This is a genomic window from Streptomyces sp. NPDC021096 (assembly GCF_040641275.1).
Classification (GTDB): Bacteria; Actinomycetota; Actinomycetes; order Streptomycetales; family Streptomycetaceae; genus Streptomyces.
In genome coordinates this window covers 1-16,961 of the sequence record NZ_JBFADG010000036.1, presented here as the reverse complement: position 1 = coordinate 16,961, position 16,961 = coordinate 1, and the positions used below count along the sequence as shown (strand labels likewise).

The window sequence follows — 16,961 nt, the reverse complement described above, 5'->3', positions numbered from 1 at the left end:
CGGAACGGGTGCGAAGCGGGTGCCTGTCACACCCCCCGCCTAGGGTTCGCCCCATGAACGATCAGATATGGGCCGGTGTGCGCGAGCGCGTGCTCGCGCTCGCCGGTGGGCACTTCCTGGGCGCCCCGCTGACCGCGGACGAACTGTCCGAACTGGAGGCCCAGATCGGCGTGGCCCTGCCCGACGAGTACCGCGGGTTCCTGCGGCACGTCGGGGCGGGCGGTTACGCGATCTTCGGCGTACGCCGGGTCGACGGCCGCTGGCGCTGGGAGGGCGACGGGGCCTGCCTCACCGAGCTGTCGCGGCTGGCCGAGCCGTTCCCGGTGAAGGGTCCGCACGCCGACCGCTTGGCGGAGCTGGCAGCGGCCTGGCCGGACGAGGACGACTTCGACGACCCGAGCGCGCACGAGGCCGCCTACGACGCCTGGGCCGAGGAGTGGGAGCCCCTGCTGTGGTCGGCCGACCGGACGCCGGGCGCGGTGGCGATCGCGCACCTCGGCTGCGCCCTGCGCGAGTGGCTCATCGTGAGCGGCCCGGAGCGCGGACGGATCTGGTCGGACCACCGTGCGGACGGCGTGGACATGGCCCCGCTCCTCGACGACAAGGGCGAGCCGATGACGTTCGCGCGCTGGTACCTGGCCTGGCTGGAGGAGGCCGAGTCCGCCGCCAGCGGTTGCTGAGCCCAACAGGCGCGCACGCGGGGCGCGCACTACCGCGCGGCGAGCGACCGCCGTTTGGCGGATGGCCTGACGGAAAGGTCTGGCACGCCCACCACGCGTGATCGACAGGAGAGCCCCTTGAAGACCGTGCAGTGCGCCCTGGTCACCCTCGCCTCCACCGTCCTCCTCACCGCGGGCGCCGCCGCGCTGGCGGCCCCGGCGCAGGCCGATGTCCACGCCAGCGTTGTGGAGTTGATCGGCGCGAACTTGAACGGCGCCGTCGGCCTCACCGGCCCGGGTGGCGTCACCATCATCGAGCTGCCCAACCTCGTGGAGCCCCTCGTCTGACGGCACGGCCGTTCCGCCCCCGGAGTACCGCTACGCCGCTACGCGGCTCCGGGGGCCGGTGCGCCACCACACCTGTACGAGTGGAACCGGGCCGGAAGTGCAGAGGGCAAGCGGGCCGTCCGGGGACGATGACGGCATGCCGGTAGACCCGCACAGCGGCCAGTCCGCGCCTCTCGTCCGCTGCAACCGTTGCCACAACCCCATGTGGTGGGACACGACACCGGGCCAGCCGCCCTGCTGGTACTGCTCAGCGTGCGACCACCCGCCCGAGCGGAAGATCAATGCCGCCGCCATGCCGGCCCCGTGCCCCATGGGCTGCAGCAGCCCCATCACGGAGATCCGCAACAACGTGAAGCGGTACGTCTGCCATTAGGCGGTACGCCGGTCCCCCGCCTTGACGGTGCGCAGGAATGCGCGCAGGACGGCGGGAGTGACGGCCAGGACGGTGCCGGGGTCGTCGCTTTCGCGTAAGCGCAGACCGCCATTCGCCTCGGCGGCGACATTCAGGCAATTCGATGCATCGCCGCTGTAGGTGGACTTTTGCCATCGATATGTAGACACGCTTCCGGCCCTTCAGATGGTGCGCGAGAGGTTATGGATGAAGGCCCGCGACTCAGCCGGCTCCAGAGCGGTCTCTTCCATGCCATCCAGGATTGCCCGGTACTTGGCCAGTTGGGCCTCGGCGTCAATGAACTGACAGCCGTGGGCTACATCTAGCTGCACTGTATCGAGCTGGGCCACAGGCCCAAAGACGTAGTCCGAGGACTGCCCGGCACCTGCGAAGGCCCCCACGGTAAACGGGATCACCCGGATCGCGACATGATCCAGTTCGCTCATCTCGATGAGGTGGCGAAGCTGCCCGCGAACCGTCTCCGTTCCGCCGAACCCCATTCGCAGCGCTGCTTCGTGGATGACTGCTGCATAGCGGACCGGGCTATCGCGGTGCAGAACCCCCTGCCGCTTCATCCTGTACGACAGGCGATGCTCCACCTCGTACGCGCGCATCGGCGGCACCGCGGCTTGAATGACCGCCCTCGCGTAGTCCGTGGTCTGCAGAAGGCCAGGAATATGGATCACCAGCGCGACCCGCACGCCATGCGCATGATGCTCCAGCTCGGCCAAGTCCGCGAAGCTCGCCGGCAAGTACTCGCGGTACTCGTCCCACCAACCGCGCGTGCGCCCGCCCGTCATGTCGGCCAAGGCATCGGTGAACTTGTCGTCCGCGCAGGCGTAGCTGCGGGCCATCGCCCGGACCCGGTCGGCACTCACCGCGTGACGACCGGCCTCGATCATGCTCATTCGCGCCTGCTGGAAGCCGAAACGCGCAGCGGCGGCCGTTGACGACAGGCCTGCTCGCTCGCGGAGCTTGCGCAGCTCCGCGCCCAGGCGGCGCTGCCTGAGAGTTGGGGGAAGGCTGGGTGGCATGGGCCCCACTGTAGGGCCGCCGCAGGGCACGGTTCCGTCACCCACACGAGGGGCTTTTCATAGCCCTACGCGCGAACCGCTGTTAGGTATACGGCCGATGGGCCTACCGTCGAGGCAAGCCACTCCCCACGCGGCCCGCCGCACCAGCGGAAGCGCACCCCGCCCTGCCCACCCGGCAAGGGCTGGGCATTGACACCGCGCGGCAATGCGACAACCTCCCCGCAAGGAGCCACCCATGGCAACCGTATCGCCGGAGAACCGCTGGTCCTACTCGCTCATCCTTCCGCATGACCCCCGATCCGTACGGATCGCCCGGCTGGCGTTGCGCGGCGTGCTCGAAAGCCACGGCATGGGCGAACTCGCGGACGTGGCCGAGCTCGTGGTCAGTGAGTTCGTCACGAACTCCTACCTGTCCGCCGACGGGCCCGCCGAGGTCCGGCTGAAGGAGGTCGGCGACGGCCGAATCCGTATCAGCGTGTGGGACACGAGCCCGGAGATCCCGGCGCAGTTCGAACGGCCCGGCCGCAGGGGCAAGGGCGCGCCGCCCTGGCCGGCGGACGGGGAGGGCGGGGTGGACGACGGGACCAGCGGGCTGTCCATCGTGCGGCACTGCGCGGAGAGCTGGGGCAGTTGGTCGCTCAGGCAGTCGCTGCCGGGCGTGGCCGGGAAGCTGTTGTGGTGCGAGGTGAGCCCCAGGTCCGGCTCGCTCGGCATGGCGGCGTGACGGCGAGCGGCCCAAGCGGCGTCCCGCGCCGCCCGCGCGGGACGCATTACGGAACTATTCGGGGCGTTCCGGACCACCCCCGCACCCCCCTTCGATACGGTTCCGGGCGAAATCGCTAGCCCTGCCACCCCTTCCGCTTTCCGAACGGCCCGGGATACCACTGACCCATGGAAACCCCCCAGTTGGCCCACTGGTACGTCGATTCCCGCTGCACCAACTGCGACGTGGCCCGCCAGCTCGCCCCCGACCTCATCCACGAGGTCGACGGACGCGCCGAAGTGGTCCGCCAGCCCCGCGACGAGGCCGAGGTGCGGCAGCTGCACGCCGCCGCCTACGCCTGTCACACCCGCTCCATCCGCCACAGCGACCAGCGGCTCGACCCCGACCTGGACCCCTTCCCGCTCCTCCTGGACACCGACCTCTGGCTGTGCGGGCACAATTCACCGCACACCGCGGCCGCGAACTCCTACCTTCTCCGCCGCCCCTCCGGCGCCCTCATGATGATCGACACCCCCCGGTGGAGCACCGCGCTCGCCGCACGGTACGAGGCGCTGGGGGCCGTCACCGACGTCCTGCTCACGCACCGGGACCACGTCGCCCACGGACGTCAGTACGCGGACCGCTTCGGCGCGCGGCTGTGGATTCACGAGGGCGACCTCGACGCCGCCCCGGACGCCGACCGCGTGCTGCGCGGGACGGATCCGGCCGAGATCGGCGAAGGGGTGATCGCCTACCCGGTGCCGGGGCATACGCGCGGCAGCGTGCTGTACGTCGCCGACGAGCGGTACTGCTTCGCCGGTGACAGCTTCTACTGGTCGCGCGCGACCGGCGACCTCGAGGTGGCGGACAGCGTCACCTGGTACTCCGTCGTGGAGCTCGGCGCGTCCCTGGCCCGTACCGCCGCCGGCGGGTTGCGCTTCGAGTGGGTCCTTCCGGGGCACGGCGACCGCAAGCGACTGCCCGCTCAGGAGATGAGCGAGCGGCTGTGGCAGTTGGCCGAACGCACCCAGCGGCTACAGCCCCGGCCCGTCGACTTCACCGCCATCCGCTGGTAGCGGGGCGCGTCCCCGTCTCACCGCTCGCCACATCCCTACCGCACACGTCGCGTGATCGTCGCGACTCCCCCGAGCGCGTTTCATGGGCACCACGCTAGAGCGCGACCTCGGCCAACACGAAAATCCCCGGCACAACGGCCGAAAACCGTCCCGCCTCTTGCGCGTATCGATGCTAAGACTCCCGTTCGAACCACGCGTCAGGAATTTGTCGGGTACTCGCGGTAGCCCTTGCGTACGGGGGCGGCACGCATGGTGGGATGTGGCGATGCGAACCCCCACGCGCATACCCCGTCCCCCCAACCCCTACGAGGAACTGGCCGCCCTCGCCGACCCCGATCCCCTCGGCCCCGACCAGGCCTACGACGAACCGGCGGAGCCGCCGCTCTTAGCCGCGGGCGACGACGAACCCTGGTCGCCGCCCGACCACCGGCGCCGCGGTCGCCGTCGCAGGCAGCGCGGCAGAGGCCGGAGGCGGCCGCCCAGCCCCCTACGCACGTACCGCCGTGCCGCGAAGTGGCTGTTCGTCCTGGTCGCCGGTGCGGCGTTCCTCGTGCTGGCGGACCGCTGCGCGGTGATGTACGCGGAGAAGAAGGCACAGCAGCAGCTGCAGCGGACCCTGCACCTGGCCGCCGAGCCCCAAGTGGACATCCACGGCTTCCCGTTCCTCACCCAGGTGCTGGCCAAGCGCCTGAAGGAAGTGGACATCACGGTGCCCGACGTGGCCGCCGACCGGGTGTCGCTCGCGAAGGTGCGGGCGAGCGCCCGCGACGTGCGGCTCACCGGCAGTCTGCCGATGGGCATCAACGGTGCCGTCGTCGGCGACCTCGGCGGCAGCGTGCTGCTCTCGTTCGAGGACATGAACCGCGAACTGGGCGCCTCCCAGGTGCGCTTCAGCGATCGCGGCGGCAACGCCATCGGCGCGGACGGCCGGCTCTCGCTCGCCGGTCAGGAGCTGCGGCTGCGGGGCCAGGCCCAGCTGCGCCGCGACGGCGACCGGGCGGTGTCCACGGAGATCGACGGCGTGAGCCTGGACATCCCGCGCGTCGCGACGTACCGCCCCGGGCCGGCCGCCGGGTCCGATGCCGGCAGGAGCCTCACCCTGCACCGCGAGACCGCCGACCGGATCGCCCGCGACGCCGCCCGGGTCAAGGAGCTGCTGTCCGTGCCGGCCGTCGCCGCCCGGCTCGGGGTGACCGAGGAGGACCTGGCCACGGCCCTGCGCAGCGAGGAACGGCTGCGTGAGATCACCGGGGCGCCGCGCTTCGTGGAGGAGCTGACGAGGATCAATCTCGTCGACGTCGTCCTCGAGCACCCCTGGCTGCTGGAGAAGCTCGGCATCGACCCCAAGCTGCTCACCGCCCTCACCCAGCTCCAGCCGCCCGCCCTCACCGACCGTCTCTCCCTCTCCTTCCGCCTCCCCCCACAGGCCCCCGACCTGCACCTGAGCGAGGTCACGGTCCAGCGGGACGGCATCCGGGTGGAGCTGTCGGCCTCCGGTCTGGCGGTCGGCCGGGGCGGCGTCAGGTGAGGGCCGGAGGTTCCGTCGCCGCACCCGGCAACCGGACGCACGCCACCGCGCCGCCGCCCTCGGCCGCGTGCACGGCCACCTCGCCGCCCGCCTGCTGGACGGTCTGGGCGACGATCGACAGGCCCAGGCCGCTGCCGGGCAGACTGCGGGCGGTCGGCGAGCGCCAGAAACGGTCGAACACATGCGGGAGTTCATCGGCCGGGATGCCCGGTCCGTGGTCGCGTACGGTCAGCTCGCCCTTCACCAGACGGACCTCGATCACACCACCCGGCGGGCTGAATTTCACGGCGTTGTCGAGTAGGTTCACCACGGCCCGTTCGAGCGCGGCCGGCTCGGCCCGTACGTACCACTTGTCGATCTCCGCATCGATCGACAGCCCGGCCCCGGCGGCCCTCAGCCGCGCCCGGCCCACCGCCCGTTCGACCGCCTCGTGCAGCGCGACCACCTGCAGCGGGCCGCTCGCACCCGGACCGTCGGGGCGGGAGAGCTCCTGCAGGTCGCCGATCAGCGCGGCCAGCTCCGCCATCTGCGCCCGGACGCTCGCCAGCAGCTCCTTGCGGTCCTCCGGCGGGATCGCCCGGCCCGTCTCCTCGCTGCGCACCAGCAGGTCGATGTTCGTGCGCAGCGACGTCAGCGGGGTGCGCAGCTCGTGTCCCGCGTCCGCGATGAGCTGCTGCTGACGGTCGCGGGAGGAGGCGAGGGCGGCCGTCATGGAGTTGAACGAGCTCGAGAGGCGGGCGATCTCGTCGTCGCCCTCCACCGGGATGCGCACCGCCAGGTCCTCGGTCCGGGCGATGTGCTCCACCGCGCCCGTGAGCCGGTCCACCGGCCGCAGCGCCGCCCGTGCGATCCACAGGCCGGCCGTCGCCGCGCCCAGCACCCCCACCCCGGCGGTGATCACCAGCACCAGCGCCAGGGCGTTGAGCGGTTTGTCGATCTCGCTCACCGGCTGGGCGATGGAGACGGCCGTGTTCGGCAGCCGCTCGCTGCGGTAGGTCGCGACGCGCATCTCCTGCCCGTCCGTGGCCCGGCTGTCGTGCAGCACCACGTCGTCCACGCGCCCCGTCGCGACTGCCAGGTCGTCCTCGGTCACCCGGATCGCGGCCTTGCCCGGCGTCGTGCAGACCAGGCCGCCGGCCGTGACGACCTGGATGGTGTACGAGCCGGGGGCCGGCGGCAGCCCGGAGGGGTTGGTGCCGCAGGTCTGGACGAGCCCCTGGACGGACCTGTCGTCGACGCGCTGGCTGGTGAGGGTCGTGTCCCGCTGGTGGCTCAGCTGCTGCTTGGTGACCAGCCAGCACGCCCCCGCCGCGAGCGCCACGGCCACCGCGACGGCCGCCGCCGTCAGCAGCGCCAGCCGCGAGCGCAGCGGCAGTCGGCGGAATCTGGTGATCACTCGGCGCCGCCCTCGGCCCGTAGGACGTACCCCACGCCGCGCACCGTGTGCACCAGCCTGGGCTCGCCGCCCGCCTCGGTCTTGCGGCGCAGGTACATCACGTAGACGTCCAGCGAGTTGGACGAAGGCTCGAATTCAAACCCCCATACGGACTTCAGGATCTGTTCCCTCGTCAGCACCTGCCTCGGGTGCGCCATGAACAGCTCCAGCAGCGTGAACTCCGTGCGCGTCAGCTCCACCCGGCGGCCGCCGCGCGTCACCTCGCGCGTCGCGAGGTCCATGCGCAGGTCGGCGTAGGACAGGGCCTGGGTGTCGGAGGGGGCCGCGGTGGCCGCCGTCGCGTAGGAGCTGCGCCGCAGCAGCGCGCGGATGCGGGCCAGCAGCTCGTCCAGCTCGAAGGGCTTGACCAGATAGTCGTCCGCGCCGGCGTCGAGGCCGGTCACCCGGTCCCCCACGGTGTCGCGGGCGGTCAGCATCAGGATCGGTACGGTCACGCCGGAGGCGCGCAGCCGCCGGGCGGCGGTGAGGCCGTCCATGCGCGGCATCAGTACGTCGAGCACGATCAGCTCCGGGTCGTACGCCGCGACCTTCTCCACGGCGTCCAGGCCGTCGACGGCCAGCTGCGTGCCGTAGCCCTCGAAGGCGAGGCTGCGGCGCAGCGCCTCGCGGACGGCGGGCTCGTCGTCCACGATCAGGATGCGGGCGGGCTGGTCGCCGTGCTCGGCGGGGCTCATCTGCTTACCTCACGGGTGTACATCGGTGACGGCGGACGTTCTCAGCCTCGCACGCCCTCCCGTGCGCCGGGCTCAGCTGCCACTGCCGCCGCCCGCGCGCAGCTTGGCCAGGTCGGCCTTGACCGTGTTGACCGGGATGGCGAAGCCGAGGCCGATGCTGCCCGCCGAGTCGCCCGCGCCCGCCGAACCGGCCGGCTTCATGGCCGAGTTGATGCCGATGATCTCGCCGTTCATGTTGATGAGCGCGCCGCCGGAGTTGCCGGGGTTGAGGGAGGCGTCGGTCTGGATGGCCTTGTACGTGGTCTTGGACGAGCCGGTGTCGCCGTTGTACTGGTTGCCGCCGAACTCGAACGGCCACTGCGGTACGCCGCGCTCCTGCTGGGCGCGGCCCTGCTCCTTGGAGACGGTGACGTCGCGGTTGAGGGCGGAGACGATGCCGCTGGTGACGGTGCCGGTCAGGCCCTCGGGCGAGCCGATGGCGACGACCTGGTCGCCGACCCGCACCTTGCCGGAGTCGCCGAGGGTGGCGGCCTTCAGGCCCTTGGCGTCCTGGATCTTGATGAGGGCGAGGTCCTTGTCGGGGTCCGTGCCGACGACCTTGGCGGTCTTGGTGGTGCCGTTGCTGAGGATGACGCGGACGGTGTCGGCGCCGGCGACGACGTGGTTGTTGGTGATCACTTCACCGTCGCCGGTGACGATCACGCCGGAGCCGGTGGACTGGCCGGAGGAGGTGCCTGCCTTGATCTCCACGATGCTGGGGCTGACCGCGCTCGCCACCGCCGCGACGCCGGTGCCCTTGGTGGAGGCGTTCTGGACGGGGGTGGACTGGCCGGTGCCGTGCGATCCGCCGGCCAGCTCGCCGACGACCGCCGCGGCGCCGCCGCCGGCGACGGCCGCCACGAGGGCGACGGCGGCGAGCAGCGCCGCCGGGCGCTTAGCCCGGGGCCGGCCCTCGGCCCGGTGCCCGGGGGCCGGCGCGGGGGCCGGCGCCTGCGCCTGCTCCTCGAAGTGGGCGTAGGGGCTGTAGGCCGGGCGGGCCGGGTACTGGGGCTCGTTTTCCGTCATGGGTATGACTGTGCTCCGTGCAGATGAGAACAGTCTGAGTACGCACTGAGAAGGGGTGCAGAAGGTTGTTCGGTCCCCGTAAGAGCGCGAAGTGTGCCCCGGCAAAATCCAGCCCGTCCGGCGTTTGAGGACCGGGGTCCGGGGCGGAGCCCCGGCGTCAGCCGCCGCAGCCGCAGGAGCGGCGGACGACCAGTCTCGACGGGAACTGCTTCAGCCGCTCCCGCCGCGAGCCGGCGACCCGCAGGCCGTCGTCCAGGACGAGATCCACCGCGGAGCGGGCCATGGCCTGGCGGTCGGAGGCGACGGTCGTCAGGGGCGGGTCCGTGAGGGCCGCCTCCTTCACGTCGTCGAAAGCGGCCACGGCCAGCTCGCCGGGCACGTCGATGCGCAGCTCGCGGGCGGCCCGCAGGACGCCGATGGCCTGGTCGTCGGTGGCGCACATCAGGGCCGGCGGCCGGTCGGGGCCGGCGAGCAGCTCGAGGGCGACCTTGTACGCGTCGTAGCGGTTGTACGGGGCCTGGAAGAGCCGACCCTCGAGGGACTTGCCGGCCTCGCGCATCGCGCGGCGCCAGCCCTCCACATGGTCGGTGACGGGGTCGCCCACGGTGGGCGTGACCTCCGTGCCGCCGAGGCAGGCCACGTAGGGGTGGCCGTGCTCCAGGAGGTGGCGGGTGGCGAGCTGGGCGCCGCCGATGTCGTCCGTGACGACGGCCACGTCGTCTATGGCGTCGGGCCTGCGGTGCATCAGGACGATGCGGGCGTCCCAGGCGTCGATCTCCATGGCCGCGGTCTCGCTGGGGCCCTGGCTGATCAGGATCAGGCCGGAGACCCGCATGCCCAAGAAGGCCCGAAGGTAGTGCACTTCGCGCTCGTCGAGATAGTCGGAGTTCCCGACGAGGACCATCTTCCCGCGCTCGGCCGCCGCCTGCTCGACCGCGTGCGCCATCTCCGCGAAGAAGGGCTGGCGCGCGTCCGGGACGATCAGGCCTATGAGGTCCGTCCGTCGTGACGCCATCGCCTGGGCGACCCGGTCCGGCCGGTACCCCAGCTCCTTGATCGCGGCCAGCACTCGCTCCCGCGTCGCCGGTGCCACCGGGCGCGGTCCATTGTTGATGACGTAGCTGACGACCGCGGTCGACGTCCCCGCAAGCCTCGCCACATCGTCCCGCGTCACCTTGGCCACGCGCGGCAGTCTACGCGGGTCCACCTACCGTTTCACCGGGCGAACGGTCTCGGTTTCGACAGTCCGCGGCTGCTCCTTCCGCACCGGGCGGCCCTGCTTCGCGCTCGGCTCGGCCGTCTCCTTGGGCTTGGCCTCCTCCGCCGGGCGCTCGGTCTTCTCCGGCAGCACGAAGCGGTACCCGACATTGCGGACCGTGCCGATGAGGGACTCGTGCTCGGGGCCGAGCTTGGCGCGCAGCCGCCGGACGTGGACGTCCACGGTGCGCGTACCGCCGAAGTAGTCGTAGCCCCAGACCTCCTGCAGCAGCTGCGCCCGGGTGAAGACGCGGCCGGGGTGCTGGGCGAGGTACTTCAGGAGCTCGAATTCCTTGAAGGTCAGGTCGAGGACCCGGCCCTTGAGCTTGGCGCTGTAGGTCGCCTCGTCCACGGAGAGGTCGCCGGTGCGGATCTCCATGGGGCTGTCGTCCATGGAGATCTGCTGGCGGCCCATGGCCAGCCGCAGCCGGGCCTCGACCTCGGCCGGGCCCGCGGTGTCCAGGAGCACGTCGTCGACGCCCCAGTCGGCGGTGACGGCGGCCAGGCCGCCCTCGGTGACGACGAGGATCAGCGGACAGCCGGGGCCGGTGGAGCGCAGGAGCTGGCACAGGCTGCGTACGTGGGGCAGGTCACGGCGGCCGTCGATCAGTATGACGTCGGCGCCGGGGGTGTCCACGAGGGCCGGGCCCTCCGCGGGGGCCACCCGGACGCTGTGCAGCAGCAGGCCGAGCGCGGGCAGCACCTCGGTCGACGGCTGGAGGGCATTGGTCAGGAGCAGCAAGGAGCTCATCGGCCGCCTCCCGCCTCGGTCGTCGTGCGCCGTGTCCGGCTCTTGCTCTTGTCTCGTGCGCTTCGCTCGCCCATTGCGTCGGTTCCTCCTCGGTCCCTGCGAGGACGGTGGGGCACTGCTCGTCGTCCGAATGCACAAAAGGACCCGGGGGCTACTCTGCCCGGATCCTCTCTGCCCAGCAGAATAACCCAGATGACTTTCGGAGGGACGGACGATTTTGCACGAGCTTGTGTTTCGTCGATCACTTCGAGTGGTCATCGCACTGCGCTCTTGACACGGGACCGCGTGCGGGCGGATGCGGCGTGAGCACCCCTTCGGGTCCAGTCTGCCGCGCCGCACACGGCCCCGGCCCCGCACGCGCACGGGCCATACGGTGCAGCACGAGGGGCGCACCGGGGCACGCGCCGGAGCACGCGCCGGTACGCCCCCGGGCGCCCGTACCGTTCCGCTAGACCTCTTCCACCGCCACCGGCTGGGCGAACTGTGCCGCGTACAGCCGGGCGTACGCGCCGTCCGCGGCCAGCAGCGACTCGTGGGTGCCCTGCTCCACGATGCGGCCGGATTCCATCACCAGGATCACGTCCGCGTCGCGGATCGTGGAGAGCCGGTGCGCGATGACGAAGCTCGTGCGGCCCGTGCGCAGCTGGGCCATCGCCTGCTGTATGAGCACCTCGGTGCGGGTGTCGACGGAGCTCGTGGCCTCGTCGAGCACCAGGATCTCCGGCTCGGCCAGGAACGCCCGGGCGATGGTGATCAGCTGCTTCTCGCCGACGCTGACGTTGGAGCCCTCCTCGTCGATGACGGTGTCGTAGCCGTCGGGGAGGGTGCGCACGAAGCGGTCCACGTGGGTGGCCCTCGCCGCTTGGACGATCTTGTCCATCGAGGTGCCCTCGGGCGCCCCGTAGGCGATGTTGTCCGCGATGGTGCCGCCGAAGAGCCAGGTGTCCTGGAGCACCATGCCGATGTGGGAGCGCAGGTCCTCGCGGCGCATGGCCGCGATGTCGACGCCGTCGAGCGTGATGCGGCCGCCGGCCACCTCGTAGAACCGCATCAGCAGATTGACCAGCGTGGTCTTGCCCGCGCCGGTGGGGCCGACGATGGCGACGGTCTGTCCCGGCCGCACGGTCAGGGACAGGTCCTCGATGAGGGGCTTGTCCGGTTCGTAGCGGAAGGAGACCTTCTCGAAGGACACCTGGCCGCTCACATGGCCGGGCCGCGGCGCCTCCTCGGCGTCCGGGGACTGCTCCTCGGCGTCCAGCAGCTCGAAGACGCGCTCGGCGGAGGCGACGCCGGACTGGACCAGGTTGGCCATGGAGGCCACCTGGGTGAGCGGCTGGCTGAACTGGCGCGAGTACTGCACGAAGGCCTGCACGTCACCGATCGACAGCGAGCCGCTGGCCACGCGCAGACCGCCGACGACGGCGACGAGTACGTAGTTGAGGTTGCCGATGAACATCATCGCGGGCTGGATCAGACCGGATATGAACTGGGCCTTGAAGCCCGCGGTGTACAGCTCCTCGTTCTCCTTGCGGAAGGTCTCGGCGGACTCCTTCTGCCGGCCGAAGACCTTCACCAGGGAGTGGCCGGTGTACATCTCCTCGATGTGGCCGTTGAGCTTGCCGGTGGACTTCCACTGGGCGACGAACTGCGGCTGCGCGCGCTTGCCGACCTTGGTGGCGACCACGATCGACACCGGCACGGTGATCAGCGCGACCAGCGCCAGCAGCCAGGAGATCCAGAACATCACGGCCAGCACGCCGACGATCGTCAGGACCGAGGCCATGATCTGGCTCAGCGTCTGCTGCAGCGTCTGCGCGATGTTGTCGATGTCATTGGTGGCGCGGGAGAGGACCTCGCCGCGCTGCTGCTTGTCGAAGTAGCTCAGCGGCAGCCGCCCGAGCTTCTCCTCGACCTCCTCGCGCAGCCGGAAGACGGCCCGCTGGACGACGTTCGTGGCGATGCGGGCCTGGATGAACGCGAACAGCGAGGCGCCGACGTAGATCAGCAGCACCCACAGCAGCACCGTGCCGACCGCGTCGAAGTCGATCCCCTGCCCGGGGGTGAAGTCGACGCCGCTCAGCACGTCGGCGATGCGGCCGTCGCCCTGCGCCCGCAGGTGCTCCAGGGCCTCGGCCTTCGAGGTGCCGGGCCGCATCCGGTGGCCCACGACGCCGGCGAAGATCAGGTCGGTGGCATGGCCGAGGATCTTCGGGCCGATGACGGACAGCGCGACGCTGACGACGCCGAGGGCCAGCGCCACGGTGATGACGGCCCGCTCCGGGCGCAGCTGGGCCAGCAGCCTGCGGCTGGAGCGGCCGAAGTCCATGGACTTCTCGGTGGGCTGTCCACCCATGAAGCGTCCGATACCGGCCGCCGGCGCCGGGCCTCTGCGCGTGGCGCCCCGGCCTTCGCCGGGACCGGCCTCCTCGGCCGCTGCGGTGCCGGCAGCGGGGCTGCCGGGTTTGTCGGGGGACGTCACGCCGCCTCCTCCTCGGTGAGCTGGGAGAGCACGATCTCCCGGTACGTCTCGTTCGTCCCCATCAATTCGGTGTGGGTACCCGTACCGACGACCCGGCCCTCGTCCAGGACCACGATGCGGTCGGCGTCGCGGATGGTCGACACCCGCTGCGCGACGATCAGGACCGTCGCGTCGCCGGTCTCCCGGGCGAGGGCGGCCCGCAGGCGGGCGTCGGTGGCGTAGTCGAGCGCGGAGAAGGAGTCGTCGAAGAGATAGATCTCCGGCCTGCGGACCAGGGCGCGGGCGATCGCCAGGCGCTGGCGCTGGCCGCCCGAGACGTTGGACCCGCCCTGGGCCACCGGCGCCTCGAGCCGCCCGTCCATCGCCTCGACGAAGTCGCGGGCCTGCGCGGTCTCCAGCGCCTGCCACAGCTCCTCGTCACTCGCGTCGGGGCGCCCGTAGCGCAGGTTGGAGGCCACGGTGCCGCTGAAGAGGTACGGCTTCTGCGGTACGAGCCCCACGGCCTCGGCCATGACGACCGGGTCCAGGTCCCGTACGTCCACGCCGTCGACGAGGACCGTGCCGGCGGTGGCGTCGAACAGGCGCGGGATCAGGCCCAGCAGGGTCGACTTGCCGCTGCCCGTGGAGCCGATGACGGCCGTGACCTCGCCGGGCCGGGCGGCGAGCGAGACGTCCTTGAGGACGGGCTCCTCGGCGCCCGGGTAGCCGAAGGCGACGCCGCGCAGCTCCAGATGGCCGCGCCCGCGCAGCTCGGTGACCGGCGCGGCCGGCGGCACCACGCTGGAGTCGGTGGTCAGGACCTCCTGGATGCGCTCCGCGCAGACCTCGGCGCGCGGCACCATCATGAACATGAAGGTGGCCATCATGATGGCCATCAGGATCTGCATGAGGTAGCTGAGGAACGCCGTCAGGGCGCCGATCTGCATGCCTCCGTCGTCGATGCGGTGGGCGCCGAACCACACGACGGCGATCGAGGAGAGGTTCACGACCAGCATCACGGACGGGAACATCAGCGACATCAGCCGCCCGGCCCGCAGCGAGACGTCCATCAAGTCGTCGTTGGCGCCCGTGAATCGTTTCCGCTCGTGGGTGTCGCGGACGAAGGCGCGGATGACGCGGATGCCGGTGATCTGCTCGCGCAGCACCCGGTTGACGGTGTCGATGCGCTCCTGCACCCCCCGGAACAGCGGGCGCATCCGCCAGATGATCAGCGACACGATGAGCGCCAGCGCCGGGACGATCGCCAGCAGCAGCGCGGAGAGCGGTACGTCCTGGTTGAGCGCCATCACGATGCCGCCGGCGCACATGATGGGCGCGGACACCATGAGCGTGAACGTCATCAGGGCCAGCATCTGGACCTGCTGGACGTCGTTGGTGGTGCGGGTGATCAGCGAAGGCGCGCCGAAGTGCCCCATCTCGCGCGCCGAGAAGGACTGCACCCGGTCGAAGACCGCGCCCCTCAGGTCGCGGCCGACCGCCATGGCCGTGCGGGCGCCGTAGTACACGGCGCCGACGGCGCACACGACCTGGGCGAGGGTCACGGCGAGCATCAGCCCGCCGGTCTGGAGGATGTAGCCGGTGTCGCCCTTGACGACGCCTTTGTCGATGATGTCCGCGTTGAGCGTGGGCAGGTAGAGCGTCGCGAGCGTCTGCACGAGTTGCAGCAGCACGACTGTCGCGATGGCCCCCGAGTAGGGCCTCAAATGGACCCGGAGAAGTCGTACCAACACAAAGGCAGCCTATGCGAGCAGCCCTCCACACGGCCCCTCCTTTACCGGCTGGGGACCGTGCCCGTCCGGCACCCGTCATCATGGGGGGCGGCAAGAAGCCGGAATGAACGGAACCGAAAAAGAGGGGTCGCCGTGGCGACGACACACCCGGCACGGCCGGCACGGCTGCCGGCACAGCCGGCGCCGCCGGAACCACCGGCCGGCACGATCCGGTACTGGGCCGCGGCCAAGGCCGCCGCCGGTACGGCCGAAGAGCCGTACACGGCACGGACGCTCGCGGACGCGCTGGACGCGGCACGGCGGCGGCACGAGGACGAGCCGGAGTTCGCGCGGGTGCTCTCGCGCTGCTCCTTCCTCGTGGACGGCGACCCCGTCGGCACGCGCGACCACTCGACGGTCCAACTGGCCGAGGGCGGCACGGTCGAGGTGCTCCCGCCCTTCGCAGGAGGGTGACCCCGCCAGCATGAGCGATCAGTATCACCACAATTCGTACGATCCCCACCGGCCCTATGAGCCCTACGGGCCGTACGAGCCTCGTACGGATCACCAGGAGCAGGCGGGACAGCCGGCGTACGACTACCCGTACGACTCCCAGGCCCCGGCGCAGCAGCACCAGCCGCAGACGCCCGCCGCCTGGCCCCAGCACGACTGGCCGGAGCAGGACGGGCCCGTCACACAGACCTGGCAGACCCAGACCTGGGACGCGCAGAGCTGGCAGCAGCAGGCGCCGGCACCGGCCCCGGCACCGGCCCCGGCCCCTGCCCCGGTCGCCGAGCCGGCGTACGAGTCGCCGTGGCCCGTCGGCGGTGCCGCCGGCGCCGCGGCCTGGGCCCAGGAGCAGCAGCCCGCACCCGCGGCGCACGCGTCCCTGGCGGACGCCTACGCTCCGGCCGCGGCGGCGCACCCCGAGCCGGAGGCGGAGCCGGAGCGGCCGATGACGGCCGCCGAGAAGGCCAGGGCCGAGGGCCGGCCGCAGATCCTCTCCCCGGGGCTCCAACCGGCGCTGATCACGTCCTTCCTCGCCGTGCTGCTGGCCGTCACGGCACCGCTGGCGCGGCCCGCGCTGGCCGTGCCGCTGGTGCTGCTGCAGGCGGTGACGGCGGCCGGCTGGTTCCGGCTGAACGGCATGTGGCCGGCCCGGCAGGGCATCGCGCTGGCGTTCCTCGGCGGCGTGGTCGCCGACATCGGCCTGCTGGCCACGGACACGGCGAAGGCGCCGACCGTCCTGCTCGGCACGCTGGGCGTATGGATTCTGCTGGTCGTCGTGCTCCAGCTGCGCAGCCACGCCTCGCCCGACGAGCGGCTGTACGGGCTGACCGCCGCGACCGCCTCGGCCGCCCTGGCGGTCATGGCGGGCGGTCATCTGGCTGCGGACTCCGACGCGGTCGTCGTCGGCTCGATCGGCGTGGCCGCGGCCGTCCTGGCGCGCGCCCTGCCGCTGCCGTCCGTCGCCTCCCCCGTCGTCGCGCTGATCGCGGCCGCGGGCGCGGGCGTGGCGGCCGGCCGGCTGACCGACATGGGCGCATCGGCCGCGCTGCTGGGCCTGGCGGCCGGCGTCTGCGCGCTGATCGGCCTGCGGGTGGCGAGCTACGACTACCCGTCGCGGTTCGTGCACATGACGGCGGGCGTGGCCCTGCCGCTGACGATCGCCGCACCGGCGGTGTACGTGCTGGGACGAGCGCTGGGATAGCCCTCAAACGCCGGAGGGGCTGCGACCCAGCTGATCCCAAGCCCCCACACACGGGGGAAATCCGGCTTGAGACACCGCGACTGGAAGACGGTCACGCAATATGGCGTCTCGCCCGCGAAC

General features: G+C 71.5%; 17 protein-coding genes. 8 read left to right on the top strand and 9 right to left on the bottom strand.

The genetic code is table 11. From position 1 onward, the window contains the following. Nucleotides 1-53 precede the first annotated feature (53 nt). The 3 genes from AB0G59_RS27565 (at nucleotide 54) to AB0G59_RS27555 (ending at nucleotide 1,380) form a co-directional block, all read left to right on the top strand. Complete coding sequence (locus AB0G59_RS27565) at nucleotides 54-680, top strand: SMI1/KNR4 family protein (RefSeq protein ID WP_360916967.1); 627 nt, start codon at nucleotides 54-56, stop codon at nucleotides 678-680. A 117-nt stretch (nucleotides 681-797) separates the two neighbouring features. Next, entirely contained in the window at nucleotides 798-1,007 is a 210-nt protein-coding gene (locus AB0G59_RS27560) for a hypothetical protein (protein WP_360916964.1), read from the top strand. A gap of 136 nt (nucleotides 1,008-1,143) precedes the next feature. Next, the gene (locus tag AB0G59_RS27555; protein WP_360916961.1) at nucleotides 1,144-1,380 is read left to right on the top strand and encodes a hypothetical protein; all 237 of its coding nucleotides are present in this window, start codon (nucleotides 1,144-1,146) and stop codon (nucleotides 1,378-1,380) included. On the opposite strand, the gene AB0G59_RS27550 is transcribed toward AB0G59_RS27555, so the two are convergent. Together AB0G59_RS27550 and AB0G59_RS27545 are read right to left on the bottom strand one after the other, a co-directional pair. Then, nucleotides 1,377-1,568 carry a DUF397 domain-containing protein gene (locus tag AB0G59_RS27550; protein ID WP_360916958.1) on the bottom strand — a complete coding sequence of 64 codons (192 nt, stop codon included), beginning with the start codon at nucleotides 1,566-1,568 and terminating at the stop codon, nucleotides 1,377-1,379. The two genes, AB0G59_RS27555 and AB0G59_RS27550, sit on opposite strands and share 4 nt — an antisense overlap. 12 nt (nucleotides 1,569-1,580) lie before the next feature. Next, complete coding sequence (locus tag AB0G59_RS27545; RefSeq protein ID WP_360916956.1) at nucleotides 1,581-2,432, bottom strand: helix-turn-helix transcriptional regulator; 852 nt, start codon at nucleotides 2,430-2,432, stop codon at nucleotides 1,581-1,583. A 235-nt stretch (nucleotides 2,433-2,667) separates the two neighbouring features. Here AB0G59_RS27545 and AB0G59_RS27540 point away from each other — a divergent pair, with 235 nt between their 5' ends. The 3 genes from AB0G59_RS27540 to AB0G59_RS27530 all read left to right on the top strand — a co-directional run bounded on the left by AB0G59_RS27540 (nucleotide 2,668) and on the right by AB0G59_RS27530 (nucleotide 5,739). After that, nucleotides 2,668-3,156, top strand: coding sequence for an ATP-binding protein (locus tag AB0G59_RS27540; RefSeq protein WP_360916953.1), 489 nt, complete (start codon nucleotides 2,668-2,670; stop codon nucleotides 3,154-3,156). A gap of 167 nt (nucleotides 3,157-3,323) precedes the next feature. Beyond that, nucleotides 3,324-4,211 (top strand): ferredoxin, encoded by an 888-nt coding sequence (locus AB0G59_RS27535; protein ID WP_360916950.1) that lies wholly within the window; start codon nucleotides 3,324-3,326, stop codon nucleotides 4,209-4,211. 265 nt (nucleotides 4,212-4,476) lie between these two features. Continuing rightward, nucleotides 4,477-5,739 carry a DUF2993 domain-containing protein gene (locus tag AB0G59_RS27530; protein ID WP_360916947.1) on the top strand — a complete coding sequence of 421 codons (1,263 nt, stop codon included), beginning with the start codon at nucleotides 4,477-4,479 and terminating at the stop codon, nucleotides 5,737-5,739. Here AB0G59_RS27530 and AB0G59_RS27525 read toward each other — a convergent pair. From AB0G59_RS27525 to AB0G59_RS27495, 7 genes are all read right to left on the bottom strand, one after another. Beyond that, complete coding sequence (locus tag AB0G59_RS27525; RefSeq protein ID WP_360916944.1) at nucleotides 5,732-7,135, bottom strand: ATP-binding protein; 1,404 nt, start codon at nucleotides 7,133-7,135, stop codon at nucleotides 5,732-5,734. The genes AB0G59_RS27530 and AB0G59_RS27525 overlap by 8 nt on opposite strands. After that, a complete protein-coding gene (locus AB0G59_RS27520; RefSeq protein WP_360916941.1) occupies nucleotides 7,132-7,869 on the bottom strand; it encodes a response regulator transcription factor in 738 nt (245 codons plus the stop codon). Before AB0G59_RS27520 ends, AB0G59_RS27525 begins: the two co-directional genes overlap by 4 nt. A 72-nt stretch (nucleotides 7,870-7,941) precedes the next feature. Next, on the bottom strand, nucleotides 7,942-8,934 hold the full coding sequence (locus tag AB0G59_RS27515) for a trypsin-like peptidase domain-containing protein (protein WP_360916938.1): 993 nt from the start codon (nucleotides 8,932-8,934) through the stop codon (nucleotides 7,942-7,944). Between the two features lie 157 nt (nucleotides 8,935-9,091). Further along, nucleotides 9,092-10,117 (bottom strand): LacI family DNA-binding transcriptional regulator, encoded by a 1,026-nt coding sequence (locus AB0G59_RS27510; RefSeq protein WP_360916935.1) that lies wholly within the window; start codon nucleotides 10,115-10,117, stop codon nucleotides 9,092-9,094. A 24-nt stretch (nucleotides 10,118-10,141) separates the two neighbouring features. Further along, nucleotides 10,142-10,942 carry a response regulator transcription factor gene (locus AB0G59_RS27505; protein WP_360916932.1) on the bottom strand — a complete coding sequence of 267 codons (801 nt, stop codon included), beginning with the start codon at nucleotides 10,940-10,942 and terminating at the stop codon, nucleotides 10,142-10,144. 448 nt (nucleotides 10,943-11,390) lie between these two features. Then, nucleotides 11,391-13,295, bottom strand: a complete 1,905-nt coding sequence (locus AB0G59_RS27500; RefSeq protein ID WP_360917042.1) for an ABC transporter ATP-binding protein — start codon at nucleotides 13,293-13,295, stop codon at nucleotides 11,391-11,393. A 122-nt stretch (nucleotides 13,296-13,417) separates the two neighbouring features. Then, nucleotides 13,418-15,151 (bottom strand): ABC transporter ATP-binding protein, encoded by a 1,734-nt coding sequence (locus AB0G59_RS27495; protein WP_360916929.1) that lies wholly within the window; start codon nucleotides 15,149-15,151, stop codon nucleotides 13,418-13,420. A gap of 165 nt (nucleotides 15,152-15,316) precedes the next feature. Between AB0G59_RS27495 and AB0G59_RS27490 the strand changes: the two genes are divergently transcribed. Beyond that, nucleotides 15,317-15,604 (top strand): MoaD/ThiS family protein, encoded by a 288-nt coding sequence (locus AB0G59_RS27490; protein ID WP_360917039.1) that lies wholly within the window; start codon nucleotides 15,317-15,319, stop codon nucleotides 15,602-15,604. Between the two features lie 10 nt (nucleotides 15,605-15,614). Beyond that, the gene (locus AB0G59_RS27485; RefSeq protein WP_360916926.1) at nucleotides 15,615-16,841 is read left to right on the top strand and encodes a hypothetical protein; all 1,227 of its coding nucleotides are present in this window, start codon (nucleotides 15,615-15,617) and stop codon (nucleotides 16,839-16,841) included. Nucleotides 16,842-16,961: the final 120 nt, after the last annotated feature.

What these genes read in the sequence shown, in the direction of transcription:
- AB0G59_RS27565 (WP_360916967.1), top strand. Translation starts at nt 54, where the DNA reads ATGAACGATCAGATATGGGCCGGTGTGCGCGAGCGCGTGCTCGCGCTC.
- AB0G59_RS27555 (WP_360916961.1), top strand. Translation starts at nt 1,144, where the DNA reads ATGCCGGTAGACCCGCACAGCGGCCAGTCCGCGCCTCTCGTCCGCTGC.
- AB0G59_RS27545 (WP_360916956.1), bottom strand. Translation starts at nt 2,432, where the DNA reads ATGCCACCCAGCCTTCCCCCAACTCTCAGGCAGCGCCGCCTGGGCGCG.
- AB0G59_RS27540 (WP_360916953.1), top strand. Translation starts at nt 2,668, where the DNA reads ATGGCAACCGTATCGCCGGAGAACCGCTGGTCCTACTCGCTCATCCTT.
- AB0G59_RS27535 (WP_360916950.1), top strand. Translation starts at nt 3,324, where the DNA reads ATGGAAACCCCCCAGTTGGCCCACTGGTACGTCGATTCCCGCTGCACC.
- AB0G59_RS27530 (WP_360916947.1), top strand. Translation starts at nt 4,477, where the DNA reads ATGCGAACCCCCACGCGCATACCCCGTCCCCCCAACCCCTACGAGGAA.
- AB0G59_RS27520 (WP_360916941.1), bottom strand. Translation starts at nt 7,869, where the DNA reads ATGAGCCCCGCCGAGCACGGCGACCAGCCCGCCCGCATCCTGATCGTG.
- AB0G59_RS27515 (WP_360916938.1), bottom strand. Translation starts at nt 8,934, where the DNA reads ATGACGGAAAACGAGCCCCAGTACCCGGCCCGCCCGGCCTACAGCCCC.
- AB0G59_RS27505 (WP_360916932.1), bottom strand. Translation starts at nt 10,942, where the DNA reads ATGAGCTCCTTGCTGCTCCTGACCAATGCCCTCCAGCCGTCGACCGAG.
- AB0G59_RS27500 (WP_360917042.1), bottom strand. Translation starts at nt 13,295, where the DNA reads ATGGGTGGACAGCCCACCGAGAAGTCCATGGACTTCGGCCGCTCCAGC.
- AB0G59_RS27485 (WP_360916926.1), top strand. Translation starts at nt 15,615, where the DNA reads ATGAGCGATCAGTATCACCACAATTCGTACGATCCCCACCGGCCCTAT.